Origin of the sequence: Pseudovibrio sp. Ad5, assembly GCF_001623095.1 — a bacterium.
Lineage (GTDB): Bacteria > Pseudomonadota > Alphaproteobacteria > Rhizobiales > Stappiaceae > Pseudovibrio.
This window is the reverse complement of the sequence record NZ_LMCH01000001.1, coordinates 48,021-61,989: the sequence shown is the minus strand read 5'-3', so window position 1 is coordinate 61,989 and position 13,969 is coordinate 48,021. Positions and strand designations below refer to the sequence as shown.

Below are 13,969 nucleotides of genomic sequence, written 5' to 3'. Positions count from 1 at the left end.
AGTTGATCGAATAGATTTCGCTATTCAAACCTAACGATTATTGAAGAGAGGCATCCCGCTTTGGCGGAACTGGTGGAATGTCACCAGCTGCTGGCTTGGGCAATGGAGCCGGTCTTCCGTCCCTCGTTAGATTTCCGTAGATCGCCTGATCATCACCAAGAAGCACATCAGAATACTCACTGCTGTTCTCTACAGCACTCTCCACCCCTGAATTTACGTAGAGCGGTTCATTGTTCACAGTGCTCACCTTCTCTCCCCAGCGAGAATCTGCCTGAGACTGATCTATAGTCGCGTAAGTCTCATCAAGCAGGAAACTGCCCGGCTCCGCCAACGGTCCAGTGTTGAAGTTTAGCCTGTTGTATGGATTTTCATTCTCGATGGCCTGACGATCGATATCAGCCAGAACGCCCGCAGCTTCCCTACGCTCATTTGCTGCGGCTTCTCGCAACTGATTTGGCGTGTAATGCTTAAGGATCGGCGCGCCTTCTTTGTCACCGCCACGCTTGTTTACAGCAGCATACTGCTGATCCCCAAGCTCTGGCTTATTCAGATCGCCTTCAAAGCGAACAGTTGCATACTCTTCTTCGTCAGGCACACCTTCCCCGCCAAGCAAGCTATATCCGTCACCCGACACATCAGAGTAAGCTGAGCCGTAAAGTGAGTTAGGCAGAACAACAGCACCATCCCGATCAATGAAGCGACCACCGCCAGGATTGACTGAGATTTCATCGTACACACTGGCATCCGACAAAGCCTCGCTAACCAACGTATTGATCGTTGTGCTCAATTCTTGCAATGCTCCGAAACGCACATCATTGCTGTGATATGTCGGATTGCTTTGAACCTTCTCAAAGGCTGCTGCCAGAATATCACCAGTTTTCGCCTGATGGTTTTGGAGCCCACCTTTTTCCAAACCAGCAGAGATCTCATTCTTTGCCAATTGTGTAAAGACATGCCAGTTGTTCAGCTTTTTGTCGTGGGTTTGCAACGCATTCCCAAACAGTTTGCCCCCAGTCAGCTTGGCCAAACTTGCCTTGGAAACCTTACTGCTTCCATCCTTTGTCTCTGCGCTGTAGATGGTTTCGCCATCTCTGAACTCACCACCAGTAACACGAACCTGCGCATTGTCTTTAACGAAGTCCCTGTTCGCCGGGTGATCAATCTGCGCCAAAACATCAGATAATTGGCTACTACTGGAAAAGCTAATTCCGGTCATTCTTACCTCCGCATTCCATAAGCCTCGAACGGCTCGTTACCTGTAAATTCTTGAATTTAGAATGCACGTTTGAGACACGTAGCTGAGTGCCGTTGGTCACAGCCACGGACATTTCCTGCAGAAAAAGCATCAGAACACGATTTGATTATTCTTCGTTATCTCAATAACTTAGCGTTAAGTGCCAAACAGCACAAAGGCCGATCCAACAGAACCGGCCTCTCAGAAATAAATGGCATGCAAGAAGCAGGAACTAAGCAACTGCCATCTGGCGGGCAATTGCTCTCATCTCAAGCTCTTCCCAAACCCGCATTTGCTCATTAAAGCTGCGTATCTGATCGTTAGAGGCAGAGATATTCTGCTTATCTGCAGATCCGAACGTTTTGATCATGATTTCAGCCAGAACCTCATCAGAGGTTTCGTCCTGAACACAGCCACTGGTCCGCACGAGGTACACCAACCCAAGCTCGATCTTCTCTTCCGCCTCATCAAACATTTTTGCTGCGATTGAAAAGACCGGAGCTGATGGGAGTACATCAATGACAATAGCATTAATGCGTGTGAGCTCGCCGAGACTCAAAGCTATCTCTGATGGTCCACCATCACCAAATGTCTGCTGAATAATCTCCTTCATATACTCAACCACATCGCAATCATGCGCTTTGATCTGATTTTCAATGAGGACTTCAAAATCAAACCATGTCCCGGCATCTTCAACATCATGCACTTGCTGCTCGAATGCCTCTGCTTTTGCAGTCAAAAACCTGCCTCTGACGCCAAGCTTTCCTACCATCTTCCAGAGAGGCTGAGAGAGACTGAACGCACGCGGCTTCACCAGCTTGGTTTGAAAGACAAGCTCATCTTCAGTTCGTCCCCGCGCCTTTTTCAGCGGAGGAATAACAAGATCAGACTTTCGGATTTTCAGATCATGTTCACTACTGAGAAGCGCACTCAGCAGATCGTTAAGTGTTGGCCTTGAAGGAAGAACAAGGTCAATCATAAAGCATCATTCCACTTTTGTTGTTATTGTGTTGGTGCAGTTGAAGCACTGCGAACCGTGCGAATTGCATGTGAGTTTTTCGTCTGGTAATCCCGATCAAACGACAGCACTTTAATCCGGCGTTCTGCGACTTTGGCTTCCTGCACTTCGCGTTCAACGGCATCATCTTCAGCGCCAGCAAACGCATCCTCAACACGAATTTCGTGTCCGCCTTCATCCGCAACATCACCCTCTTCACCAACAGGTGTAATCTTGGCAGCCTTGGTCTTCAGCTTGTCGCGGCTATAGGCTTTCTCGCGCACAGCTTCATCCTCATCAGGTCCACCCGTCTCCACTTCCCCCTTCTCATCAAGCAACTCACGCGATTGCTGGAGGGATAGTTCAGTGGCTGAAGCCTCATTCATGCTGTTGAAGCTGGACTCAAACGCAGGCTGATCATCATGCGGCACCTCTGCAGGCGGCTGAACAGTATCCGTTGGACAAACACCTTCTCCGTGATGAGGAATGTCGCCATGCGGGCCGTCGTTACTATTCGTCGGCGATGAAGGCTGTTGCTCCAGATAGTCGTCCAGATTACGCCGCCCTAACCCGGCATACGAAAACCGGAAGTCATCATCACTGACATATCGCATCTGATTACCCGCCAGTTGAAAGCCGAGAGACGACATCAGCAACGCGCTGGAAACACCAACAGTCGCCTTTGGCTCTTCCTTGAAGTTCTCGGGCAGAACAGTCACAGCACCCTGGTTCTTCAAATAGGAACTCAGTGTCTTGAGGGAGGAGAACTTCAGCCCCTTTGGGTTGTTCTTCTCTTCCTCATAAACAAACTGGGAGATATAGCTGATGGCCTCATCAAACAGGTCCTGACGTTGATCCACGGAATCTTCATAGAGGCTCTGCGCAGCCTCATTCCTCAACAACTGATAAAACACATTCCAGTTGGAGACCTTCTGCTCTGGTCGATCTGCTTTATGCTGAAGAAAGCGGGTGTGGTGTGTCACAGCGCGGCAAAGTCCAAGCACTTTTTCACTAAGCCCGTCCCCGTTTTCACGAGAGACTGTGGCCTTGTAAAGCACCTCACCATTTTTGCTCGCACTTCGGTTCAGGCTCACACGGGCATCCTGAACCGACTTGCCCGAAATAGCAGCCTCAAGGCGTGCGACCACATTGGTGTAACGATCATTTTGAGAAAAGAGGATTTCAGTCATTGTGGCCCGCCAGATACCGACAGCCGCCAAACCACCCTCCTCAGGATCAGTCACAGGATACTGTCTTAAATTTTTAGAAAAAGAAACGTTTAAGCCCCATGGAAGGAGCTTGGATTTTTAGAGGCTTATCAGAGAAGCTGGTTCAAACAGGTCATGCTCATCATCGTCAGCTGCGCTTTCAGCCAACCCGCCCATTTCACGAACAATCTTCAGCCAGCCAGCCGAAACATCAGCAAATGCCAACACAAACTTGGCAAGTTTTTGAGCATCCCAGGCAACAGCACGAAGGTCATTATGCATGACCAGCGCATCGTTTTCGATCAGCACCAGACGCATACCGCCTGACTGGAAGCTTTGCGTGTTGTAAACGAGAACCAGCTCCAGGATCCGGTCTCTCTGCACCGCTGTCAGCTCACACAAACGCGCAGAAACACAGATACGATCACTGTCTGTAACCAGCTTAAATTTCAATGAGAATGCATCTAGGTCAACAACACGAATAGATGGATCCTGTTCATCTTCTTGTGGTTTCACGCCTAATATCTGGCATGCATCATTGAGCAATTTATCGAGCATTGGGGTACTCCGCTTCCTTACTTTCTTGCAGACAACACTGCCAGAAAACGAAGAAACACAAAGTGCTAAACGATACAGTTTGAATAAGATGCAATCTCAATCCGCATTATTTTTCATTTATTATTCAAAAGCCTAGCAGATACGGAAAGAATGAATTTCTCTCACCATCCTACAACTTAAAAAAGAAATCCCCCAGAACACCGAAGCATTCCAGGGGACACATCTGTCAGCTCAAAGCAGCTTAGAAAGAAGACAGCTCACGGCGCAGTTTTTGCGTAATGTTCTGCAGTTCAGACTGCTTGCGAACAACACGCGGTGTAATCATCACCAACAGCTCAGTTCGCTTTGTGTCATTCGTTGTATTGTCCTTAAAGAGCTCACCAAACACCGGGATCTTGCGCAGGATCGGCACACCAGACTCACCCTTTTCTTTGCGCTCCTGAATAAGGCCACCCAGCAAAATGGTCCGTCCGGATTCAACAACGATATCCGAGTTGATGGTTCTTGTTGCAATGGTCGGTGTCAGCGATGATTCAGTCTTGTTTTGCACCACATTACTCACCTCCTGCTGAATCTGCAGCAAAACGGAGTTGTTGGAACGTATATTCGGCTCAACCTGCAAAACAATACCGGTGTCTTTTACATCCACCTCATTGGTCACAGTCACGTTGCCATCATTGCTGGAAGATTGACTGCGAGACGCAAACGGCACCTGATCGCCAATCACAAGACGCGCTTTACGGCCATCCAGAACAGTCAGATATGGAGACGAGATCACCTTCACCTTGGTGATGTTTTGAAGTGCCTTCAACACCACATCAACCCCAACAGTATTGAGGGAAAGAGCACCACCAGCGCTAGCTGGACGAGAGGCACCTTCTGCGACTGTACCAACACCACCCGCAAAATTGCCTTTACTCAGGTACCACTGGACACCATAGGAAAGGTTGTCATTAATGTTCACCTCAGCAATTGTCGCCTCAATCACCACCTGAGAAAGCGGCAGATCAAGTGCTTGCACAACGTCGCGGATATGCTTGAATTCTTTATAGGTTGAGTTCACCAGCAACGCATTGTTCCGGCTATCAGCAACGATGCCCACCTTCTTGGCAACGGCAACTTTAGCACCGCGCGTCTCAGCAATATCGTCAAACAACTTATTCGCGTTGTTAAAGCGGTTGTTGATTGAATCTCCACCTGGATTTACGGAAACACCAGTAGCAGAGACTGGGAACTTGCGGGCGGAAGAGCCATTATTCTGAGCTTTTTGCTTCTGCTCATTAGCTGGTGGAGCAACGGAACCACTGCCCCCTTCACCCGCAAGGATCTGCGTGAGCTGCGTTGCAATTTCATTTGCAGGCAAATACTTCAGCGAGATGATCCGTACCTTAGGCGTATCCAGAAGATTATAATCCACTTCCTTCGTAATCCGGCGCACACGCTGCAACATCTCGCGGCTCTGCACAGCCACAAGCAAAGACTGCTGCGCCTCAAGCGGAATAACGGTCAGCGGCGAATTGACCTGGTTTGGATAAAGCTGCTGGAACAGTGTGGTGATCTGCTTGGCAACCTGACTTGCTGAGCTTTGCTGCAGGCGCAACACAGACACAATCGTTTTGTCATTGTCGCGATTGTAAAGGCTGTTCACCAACTCTTCAGCCGCACCAATATCTTCTGGTCGCGCCCGAACCGCAATCTTGTTCGATCCCTCAACCGCAACAGCAGAAGCACCAGCTGGCAGGATAGCCTGCAAAACCTTCGCCGCATCACCAGGGGAAGCTGAGCGAACAGGCAAGATCCGAAGCTTCAGATCGCCCGCAGACCCAACACCAGAAAACTGCTCAATCGCCTGAATGGTTTCAGGACGGCCAATGTGGAAGATCTGATCAATGAGTTTCAGAATATAGCCATTGCGGCCCAGAAGCACACGAACCAATGACAGCATCTGGTCTTTGGCAATTGGTTTTTCCGTCTGGAACGTGACAGCGCCTTCCAGCGGCTCATCAATCACATAGTTGACCTGCAAAATCCCACCCAGCGTTTGCTGAATGAAATATTCCAGAGTTTCACCACGGAAGTTCAGGCGCACCACATCGGAGGTTGCTTTGGCATCACTGGATTGCGCAACGCGGATTTCCTGCCGGTTGGCGTTATTCAGCCGGGAATCTGCAAGCAAAACCTTAGCTTCTTCATCATTGAAGTAGAAAGCCGCGCCGGGTCTGCCTTTTTCCGCATTTTCACTGTTCACCCAACGGGTGTTGATCGCACGGCCCAATACGCCACGCGTATTGGATGCCAATCTTGGTTGACCTGAAAGGGCAAGATGGTTTTCGCGCTGGTTCTCTTCTGAAAAGAACCGCTGAAGCTGGTCAGACAACCCCGCTGGTGGGGCTGTATTATCCCATTCCTGATCAGCTGGCTGGGTTGTGGTACACCCCAACAGGATCAAAGAAATAGAAAGTACCCCTGCTGTCTTGCGCAGCATTGAACTTAGTTTAGCACCAATCATTTCAAACCTATGCGTTCAGCACAAGCGCCCAACACGATCCCCGGGGCTAAACGAACCCGGGGCTATCGCACTTGTGCTGCCCGAACTTTATTCGATTACGTTAAACGCGGCCGTTATCTAAAAGCAGCTGAAGTCTGCCGGTCGTATCCGAAGTGTCCTGACCAGTAACGGACTGCTCCGCCACAGAAAGTGATTTGGAGATTGAGCTGGACACAAAGCCGACCAGACGCAGGGCATACTCAGCTTGGAGAAGCGTCATCAAAGCCTTCTCATCCTTCACACGATCCTCAGCAAACACACGCACTTCCTCGCGCAGTTCTTCAATAATGGTGTGACGCTCATCAAACTCAGGCTTAGTCCCGTTCAGCTTGCTGGCAGCATCCGACAAAGCACCTTCCAGGGTAGACTGGCCGTATTCGTCCATCTCACCAGTCTTCGGCGCACCAGCCATTTCCTCAAGCGCAGTACGCAGCAAAGATTGCACCGCATCACTTTCACTCAGGTCTTCAAGTTTGACGTCCAGCTGCTGGACGGTATCAGCAAGCGCAGTCTCTACCTCACTGATCGAGGTATTGATCTGGGCAATCTCACCATTCAAACGGGCAACTTCTTTAGGATCCTGAACGAGTTCGCTATCTGGATCATCTGGATCGCTTGGCACAGTTGCTGGAAGATTTGCCAGTTCATCTTGCTTGGAGGTAAGGCTGGTCTGCAGATCAGACAACTGGCCTTCCTGTTCCTGCTGCTGCAAGTCCAAAGCCTTAATGTCGGCTGCAATATCTTCCTGCAAAGCAAGCGCCTGTAGCAACTCAGAGCGTGCAGAACGCACTTTCTCAGATTGCCCGATCAGATTTTGCTCTTTCAGCGAGGTTTGGATTTCCTCAAACCGGGCAACAACCTGCCCGACCAGCACTTCCAGATTTCCGCTGTCTGGCGGTGGCTGCAAACCGAACGCTGCCGACACCCCGACTGAGAGGAGCTGACTGGCAGACGGAATAGACTCAACACTCTTGTTCGCGGCCGGGCGAACAATCTGTGCACTGTTATCAATGGCATTGGATACAGATGAAGAACCAATTGGCGTAACTGCAGTCATCTCAGACTCCTTGAATTATCTCTCCCTATATCTCGCAGATAACCCAGAGGTCGTGTTGTGCCTTAAAACACAGAACCCGCCCTCTTATGGACATTATTGGGACAATTACGGAGTGAAAAAATCGTTACTTACATGTGTGTGCTGAACGTACAACACCTGCGACATCCTTCTGATCAAACACGAAGAATGAGATCAGCGCCCAAGCAAGCTGTAGGATTGGCACCTAAAGACCGCCTTAGGAAGAACTGTCGTCCCCAGAACCAGCAGTCCGCTTCGCAAGGGCCGCCTTGAGGGCAGATAGGACACCATCTGTGAGAAGCATGAAAGCATAAGCATAACCAGGCCGCCGCTTATGCTCATTCAACCGAGGAAGCTGCGTATAAAGGCGTTGCAGCAAATGATACCGATTCTCGATTTTCGCAATCAACTCATGCAAATCGACAGGCGAGTAAGAGGCCACCTCAAAGGTTGTTAGCCCGATGCGGTTCTCGTCAGAAAACGTCAGGCTGGGCTTCTCGTAGGCAAACCAGCGAGACAGATCAAACTGCGCACTGTATTTGAGATACAGATGATCAGCTTCCTTCAGGCGATTGACCGTCCGGGTCGCCCGCTGTTCATACTCAAAGCGATGGTCTTGAGAGAGTACTCTGGTCCGCGCCAGTTCGGTCCCATACTGCAACGCAATCTGGTGATCGACTGACATCCTGCCAGCACCAAGCGATTTGACACTCTCGACCTTCCGCGCAGATGTCAGTAAGCCAGCCGTAAACGACAGTTCGCGATACAGGATCCCTATATCACCGGAAATCTTGGAGAATTTCTCCACCTGCGTCGGACCAGCAAGCTCAACAACTCCGTTCTCATCCTCACCCAGATCATAGGGTAGATGTGGATAGCCGGAAGTCGCAATCATGACACATCACTGTCTCGTGCAGCAGATTTTTTCTGCGCCTCCAATGCAAACGCAAGCCGCTTGGAATACTCGATAAGCTCAGGAACAGGCCGCACCTTCATCAGCTGATAAAAGCGCACCAGTTCCACAGTCGCCTCATCCAGCTCCCGTGACCACAAACAATGCTCAGCAAGCCTGAGGGCGACTGCTGGATGTGCCTCATCAAGCAGCTTTGCTTTGCGAAGCGATCTCTTGACGTCCTCCCCGCCAAGTGGCCAGTCTGCATGGCTCAACGCCAACCCAAGCCAATACTCAACATTGTTTGGATTAAGCAGACAGAGAACTTCAAACTGCTCCTTTGCAGATGCTTTCTGCTGCAGGTGCAGAGCCTGATAGGCAAACTGATAAAGAACCTTCTCCAGCTTACCATCAGCCTTCAAAACACCAGACAGCCCCTGCCGGGATTTAATAGCCTCAAGAACGGCCTGCGCACTTACATCCCCACCACCGAGAGCGCGAAAAACAGTATCAAGATTGACATCTGCTTCTCCCGATTGATCTTCGGAGGTGGCAGAAGCCGGAGTATTGTCAGTAACAGGTGCGAGCGGCATCGTTTATCCCCGGCCTCAAAATTCAGTAAGTGTAGTAAGTTGAACTCAGGCGTTGTTCAGCCCGGTCAATAGCTTTTGAGCCGCCTGATGGATCTCGGCATCCTTGCGGTCCTTGGCATATGTCAAAGTGTCTTCAAGGTCTTCCTTAGCCTCTGTAATGTGGCCCAAAGCAAGACAAGCAACACCAGAGAAGTAGTATGGACGCGGGTTGGTCGGGTCGAGCACCATTGCAGCGGAAGCTGCCTGCACAGCAAGTGTGTACTGCTGCAACTGCACTGCACAATTCGCTAGCCCAAGCTGCACATCCACATTGATCGGCTCAAGCAGAACAAGCCCAGTGTAGATCTCCAGCGCCTTCTCAGTCCGCCCTGTATCCATCAAGCCCTTGGCCATCACCAGACCTGGATTGATGTCATCTTTCGTAAGCCCCAGACTACGGCCAATTGCGCCTTTTGCGATTGCCTTGATGTCTTGTTCTGGAGAGTTGCCCAGTTCTGAAACGAGCTCAGTCATATCGTGCCTCTTTACGGCTTAAGAAAATAAGAAAGTTTGGGAGCGGCAGCGCAGCATTAAAGGTGAAACACCATGGCACCATCCAGCTCATCAGAAAGAGAGGTTTGCGCAGCACCCAGCAACGGATTGCCTTGATAACCACTTGGGTCCGCTGAAACCAACGGCTGATAAAGGCTCACAACAGACAAGAGCTCCTCAACCAGTCCGGTCAGTTTCTCCAGTTCTGTGTACCCGCGAAAGCTCACCGAAAGCACAAGCTCTTCTGTGCCATCATCAGTCTTGCGTAAAACCGCCAGTGTTCTGAACTGCGACAGGCAGGCCAGATTCAAATGCAGGATATCTTCAATCTGTCGGCCTCGGGTTCCCACCGTTTCACTCAGTGAGCCAATAACCGTCGTGACTTCAATACCACCACCATCAAGGGCATCAGAAAACACGAGTTGAACACCATCAACATTCATCGAAGCGGTGTTCTGCTCGGAGAAAATCGGTGCACCTAATCCCAGCTTTCGCCAGAGCTTATCCAAGCACCCTGAAAAGTTTAAGGAGAACACGAGAAATCCTCTCTGACATGCGCAAGATCAGCAATCAGTCGCCAAACGCGAAAAAACAGGTGTGCGTTGAGGGTAATAAACGCACACCTGCTTTTGTGGCTTAACCGCGAGTAATCGCAGCTGCCCGTTCGTTTTCGATTTCGCGAGATTCTTTCAGGAACTGAATGATCGCACGGATGATGTCGTCCAGAGCTTTCTGGATGGATTCAGCCTGATCATTCTCCTTACGAACCTCTTCAGCAGCTGCTGCCAGCTCCTGAGAAATCGCTTCATCTTCTTTTGCGTTTGCCTGAGTGAAGGCACTCGCACCCTGAGAGGTCGTGTTACCCAAAGTGTTGGCAACACCACCAATCGTCGCGATAGACTGTGCACGAGATCCGGATGCACTTGCGACAGCATCAAAACCTTTCGCTTGCGCGCGGTAATCACCAGCACGCTGCGAATAGAAGTCATTCAGCTTGCCACCCTTGCCCGGCCCGACATCAGCAGCTTTCGCATCCATCTTGCCAGCTTGTGAGTTGGCATTTGCAGAGTTCTTCGCTGCACCCAGGCCTTTTGCAGCACTACCAATCGCAACTGCTGACATCACAATGGAGACAGCAGAAGAAACAACAGTCACAACAAGACTGATAATCGCACCCGTACGGGTCTCTTCAGCAGCATCGCGGCTCTTCCCGGCCTGAGCGTGCATCTGCGTCTTCACAGTCTCACGTGCAATCAAACGGGACTCGAGCTCGTTATTGCGCTGATTGACAGCAGACTTATAAAGAGCCTGTGCAATCAGACGAGACAGGTTGCCTGTGCTGTCGACCTTGTCGAGAGAACCGATCGCAACAGTCGCCGCTTCCAGACGACCCAGCGCCTCGTCCGTTGTCGCCTTGTCAAAATTCGCGCTTGCAGCAAACTGCGGCAAAGACACGAGTGACAGGAATGTTCCGTGATGCTCTGGTGGCAATGTTGCCAGACGCGCTTCTACGCTCTGCTGGAACTCCGTTGCCCGCTCTTCAGAAACGGCAAGTTTGCCGTCCTGAAAGAAACTGGGCGGCAGATAATCACGATTGTAACTGGCACCTACGGTTGCTGACATAAATACCTCCTTTTAACCTGCAAACTTTGTTCTACCCAGCGTATCGGCACGCTCATTCATGGAACTCACGGTTCCATCCAACGCATCAGCGAACTGTTCGCCTGCCTTGGTTAAAATGGAGAGCAGCTGATCGATGATCTGACTGAGCAACTGGATAAACGCATCAAGGTCAGCGGCATCTGCCTGCAGTTCCTTGGACTGCGCAACGTCCTGGCTAGCTGTGTAAGAAACAGCACCCGCTGCAATCGCACCGGCACTACTACCGATCTGAATGATCGCGGAAGTAATGGAAGAGATCGCCTGGATCATCGCACCAACACTGCCGGCCTGAGCACCCGGAATAAAGAAGGACGCAGCAGCCAGAGTGATACCAACAACGGCCGCAACCACTTTCATGGCAATATCAACCTTCATGACGGTTTCTTCATCCGCACCAGCGGCCACAGCAATGTGTCCGGCGATACTTTGGCCAGTCGCGGCCTGCACCGTGGCATCAATGGCCATGGCAAGCTGCACCACCCCGGCAGCAATCATAAACGCCCCGACAACCTGAAGCCCTGGAATAACCGCCAGAATTGTACCGGCCACAATGGAGATTGCCGCAGCAACCCACTGAAATGCCAGAGAGATCTTCTGCCAGATGCTGAGACCTTTTTGCTTCTTCTCAGCTTCTTCCTGCTTGCGGATAGACTCTTCAAGCTTGATCGCCTTATCCTGCAAAGCACCTTTCTGCTTCGCTTGGGTAAGACCCACTTTGTTCTTCTCAACCGCTTCCTGAGTGCCCTGCATTTTATCCAGAACAGACGCAACAAGCACTTCAATATCCTGGAAGCTGGAAGTGGTCAGCGGAGTTTCAGGACCAACCTGAGTAAGGCTGTTTGAAAGACGCGTGATGTGCTGCGCAAACGCAATGGTTGCAATCATCGGCGTACCACCAACAGATGCAAGTGCTCCCGGCCCAATCTTACCTGCACCTTTTACATCACCAGCCTTGCCAGCCATTTCAGAGGTCGTATCAAAAATATCGCCCAGACTGTTGCTATTCAGACCAAGGCCCAGACCTTTAGGAAGCTCCATATCTATTCTCCATGCTTAAATAATTGAGATCAAAACTATTGTCAGACCAGTTTTTGGCGTGCGCTTTTCATCATGGTTTGCGCATACTTCTTGTCGTCATAATTTTTGACGGGATCATCAAACATGCGCAGTGCGGCTTCAAACGCGTCACCAGCTTCCTGGTACTCTTTTGCAGCAAGCAAACATTCACCAAGACGCAGATACCCCTGCGGGTTGGTCGCATCCATACTGATGAAATGCAGATAGAGCTTCACGGCCATGCGAACGTCGCCCTGAATCTGATAGGTCATCGCGAGGCCATAGGTGTATTGCTCTTCCATCGGAGCAATCTGCACCAACATAATAAAGAGCGACTTCGCCTTCTCGACCTGACCGACGGAGATGTTCCGGCGAGCCATCTCATAGACAGCTGCGAGCTCCTCCTCTGACAAACCCAGCATCTCGGATATGGAGACACCCTGCTTCATCAACTGGTAGAATTTTTCATCCTTGAAACCCAGTGAATCAAGATGCTCAACGAGCGGCTCAGCGATCTCTTTAATCGTCTCAGCAAAGAGCTCTGGTGACTGTTTGGGCATATCGAGAAGTGACATGGCGCCCTTTCTTTATCTCTGACTAATTCAGCATTTAAGAAAACAATAGAGCGCAATCAGAAGGTGTTCTGTGCCAAACAGAACACAAGAATAGGCAATACGCATTGTGCAGTGATTTTTTATGCATCACGAACATGTGAGCACAGCCAACAGGCTGATCTGCCACCAACAAAAGGCAGTTCAGTCTGCATAAGAGGAGGAAGCAAACCCTCCCCTTCGATCACAATCTGGAGTTATTGGGAGAGTTTCTGCCGGCGGTTGCCAAGATAGATATCAATCGCATCCTTAGCCTTATCAGCATCATGGAGCGTATAAAGGCAACGCGCACGAATGTAATGACGCATGGACTGCTCATCACTACGCGTATACTTACCAAACTGCTCAAGTGGATCCAACAGGTCCAACTCCCGCAGACTTTCGAGCGCAAGGTCAAAACGGTTGAGAAGGAAAAGCAGAACCGTGCGAGCCAGAAGCACGTCTTTGGAATGATCTTCCATCACCATCATACCCTGCACCATAGTGAGCGCCTCTGCATATTTGCAGTTTTGCGTCATGATGTAGATACTGAGAAGAAGGAAGTCTCGCTGCCGACTGTTGAGCGCTGTCATCAAATTCACCCTTGCAACAACATGGCAAGGGCTGCCTGCAGGTCTTCATCAAGCAACACATCACCCATCAACAGGTCTGCAACACCTTTTAGAACACGCTGCCGCTCACCCTGCTCACGCAAAGCTGCCGCAGCAAACAAACGCTGAAGCTCCTTGCGCATTTCGCTCAACTCAGTCGGCAAAAGAATGTCTGTTTCAGATAAATCCGGCAATAAAAGAGAAGGTAGGCGCTCATCCAGTGTCGGACGGTACAAGACCTCATTTAAGGGCCGCACTTCTGGCAAAAATACAGGAGCAAGCTTTTTGCCCTCTGGCAATTGAACCTGGTCTTCAACCTTCCAGTTGGAAACCTCATTCACGCCAATTGTAATCGATGCAACCCGCATTCCGAATCCCGTACCCAGTCAAAATAAAACGCAGCCCTGACTTACA

At 50.4% G+C, this 13,969-nt stretch carries 15 protein-coding genes; all 15 read right to left on the bottom strand.

Annotated elements, in window-relative coordinates; genetic code table 11:
* Positions 1–37: 37 nt before the first annotated feature.
* A complete protein-coding gene (locus PsAD5_RS00235; RefSeq protein WP_063290625.1) occupies positions 38–1,216 on the bottom strand; it encodes a hypothetical protein in 1,179 nt (392 codons plus the stop codon).
* Between the two features lie 250 nt (positions 1,217–1,466).
* The gene (locus PsAD5_RS00230; protein WP_063290624.1) at positions 1,467–2,213 is read right to left on the bottom strand and encodes a hypothetical protein; all 747 of its coding nucleotides are present in this window, start codon (positions 2,211–2,213) and stop codon (positions 1,467–1,469) included.
* Between the two features lie 23 nt (positions 2,214–2,236).
* Positions 2,237–3,475, bottom strand: a complete 1,239-nt coding sequence (locus tag PsAD5_RS00225; protein WP_208988424.1) for a hypothetical protein — start codon at positions 3,473–3,475, stop codon at positions 2,237–2,239.
* 63 nt (positions 3,476–3,538) lie between these two features.
* The gene (locus PsAD5_RS00220) at positions 3,539–3,997 is read right to left on the bottom strand and encodes a type III secretion system chaperone (protein ID WP_057463715.1); all 459 of its coding nucleotides are present in this window, start codon (positions 3,995–3,997) and stop codon (positions 3,539–3,541) included.
* Between the two features lie 241 nt (positions 3,998–4,238).
* Positions 4,239–6,506: a type II secretion system secretin GspD gene (gene gspD / locus PsAD5_RS00215; RefSeq protein WP_208988423.1), complete on the bottom strand. Its 2,268-nt coding sequence runs from the start codon at positions 6,504–6,506 to the stop codon at positions 4,239–4,241.
* A 100-nt stretch (positions 6,507–6,606) separates the two neighbouring features.
* On the bottom strand, positions 6,607–7,602 hold the full coding sequence (locus PsAD5_RS00210; RefSeq protein ID WP_063290622.1) for a hypothetical protein: 996 nt from the start codon (positions 7,600–7,602) through the stop codon (positions 6,607–6,609).
* Positions 7,603–7,837: 235 nt separating this feature from the next.
* Positions 7,838–8,515, bottom strand: coding sequence for a hypothetical protein (locus tag PsAD5_RS00205; protein WP_063290621.1), 678 nt, complete (start codon positions 8,513–8,515; stop codon positions 7,838–7,840).
* Positions 8,512–9,105 carry a hypothetical protein gene (locus PsAD5_RS00200; RefSeq protein WP_063290620.1) on the bottom strand — a complete coding sequence of 198 codons (594 nt, stop codon included), beginning with the start codon at positions 9,103–9,105 and terminating at the stop codon, positions 8,512–8,514. The genes PsAD5_RS00205 and PsAD5_RS00200 overlap by 4 nt, the downstream gene beginning before the upstream one ends.
* 45 nt (positions 9,106–9,150) lie before the next feature.
* Positions 9,151–9,618, bottom strand: coding sequence for a tetratricopeptide repeat protein (locus PsAD5_RS00195; protein ID WP_057463711.1), 468 nt, complete (start codon positions 9,616–9,618; stop codon positions 9,151–9,153).
* A gap of 56 nt (positions 9,619–9,674) precedes the next feature.
* A complete protein-coding gene (locus tag PsAD5_RS00190) occupies positions 9,675–10,172 on the bottom strand; it encodes a type III secretion system chaperone (RefSeq protein WP_208988421.1) in 498 nt (165 codons plus the stop codon).
* A 100-nt stretch (positions 10,173–10,272) separates the two neighbouring features.
* Positions 10,273–11,259, bottom strand: a complete 987-nt coding sequence (locus PsAD5_RS00185) for a hypothetical protein (protein ID WP_063290618.1) — start codon at positions 11,257–11,259, stop codon at positions 10,273–10,275.
* 12 nt (positions 11,260–11,271) lie between these two features.
* The gene (locus PsAD5_RS00180) at positions 11,272–12,336 is read right to left on the bottom strand and encodes a hypothetical protein (protein WP_063290617.1); all 1,065 of its coding nucleotides are present in this window, start codon (positions 12,334–12,336) and stop codon (positions 11,272–11,274) included.
* 41 nt (positions 12,337–12,377) lie between these two features.
* Complete coding sequence (locus PsAD5_RS00175; protein ID WP_063289322.1) at positions 12,378–12,929, bottom strand: hypothetical protein; 552 nt, start codon at positions 12,927–12,929, stop codon at positions 12,378–12,380.
* Positions 12,930–13,162: 233 nt separating this feature from the next.
* Positions 13,163–13,537, bottom strand: coding sequence for a hypothetical protein (locus tag PsAD5_RS00170; RefSeq protein ID WP_057463707.1), 375 nt, complete (start codon positions 13,535–13,537; stop codon positions 13,163–13,165).
* A 5-nt stretch (positions 13,538–13,542) separates the two neighbouring features.
* Complete coding sequence (locus PsAD5_RS00165; protein WP_063290616.1) at positions 13,543–13,923, bottom strand: type III secretion apparatus assembly protein SctX; 381 nt, start codon at positions 13,921–13,923, stop codon at positions 13,543–13,545.
* Positions 13,924–13,969 lie beyond the last annotated feature (46 nt).

Excerpts from the sequence above, each read along its gene's own strand:
- PsAD5_RS00235 (WP_063290625.1), bottom strand. The coding sequence starts at position 1,216 with ATGACCGGAATTAGCTTTTCCAGTAGTAGCCAATTATCTGATGTTTTG.
- PsAD5_RS00230 (WP_063290624.1), bottom strand. The coding sequence starts at position 2,213 with ATGATTGACCTTGTTCTTCCTTCAAGGCCAACACTTAACGATCTGCTG.
- PsAD5_RS00220 (WP_057463715.1), bottom strand. The coding sequence starts at position 3,997 with ATGCTCGATAAATTGCTCAATGATGCATGCCAGATATTAGGCGTGAAA.
- gspD (WP_208988423.1), bottom strand. The coding sequence starts at position 6,506 with ATGATTGGTGCTAAACTAAGTTCAATGCTGCGCAAGACAGCAGGGGTA.
- PsAD5_RS00210 (WP_063290622.1), bottom strand. The coding sequence starts at position 7,602 with ATGACTGCAGTTACGCCAATTGGTTCTTCATCTGTATCCAATGCCATT.
- PsAD5_RS00205 (WP_063290621.1), bottom strand. The coding sequence starts at position 8,515 with ATGATTGCGACTTCCGGCTATCCACATCTACCCTATGATCTGGGTGAG.
- PsAD5_RS00200 (WP_063290620.1), bottom strand. The coding sequence starts at position 9,105 with ATGCCGCTCGCACCTGTTACTGACAATACTCCGGCTTCTGCCACCTCC.
- PsAD5_RS00195 (WP_057463711.1), bottom strand. The coding sequence starts at position 9,618 with ATGACTGAGCTCGTTTCAGAACTGGGCAACTCTCCAGAACAAGACATC.
- PsAD5_RS00185 (WP_063290618.1), bottom strand. The coding sequence starts at position 11,259 with ATGTCAGCAACCGTAGGTGCCAGTTACAATCGTGATTATCTGCCGCCC.
- PsAD5_RS00180 (WP_063290617.1), bottom strand. The coding sequence starts at position 12,336 with ATGGAGCTTCCTAAAGGTCTGGGCCTTGGTCTGAATAGCAACAGTCTG.
- PsAD5_RS00175 (WP_063289322.1), bottom strand. The coding sequence starts at position 12,929 with ATGTCACTTCTCGATATGCCCAAACAGTCACCAGAGCTCTTTGCTGAG.
- PsAD5_RS00170 (WP_057463707.1), bottom strand. The coding sequence starts at position 13,537 with ATGACAGCGCTCAACAGTCGGCAGCGAGACTTCCTTCTTCTCAGTATC.
- PsAD5_RS00165 (WP_063290616.1), bottom strand. The coding sequence starts at position 13,923 with ATGCGGGTTGCATCGATTACAATTGGCGTGAATGAGGTTTCCAACTGG.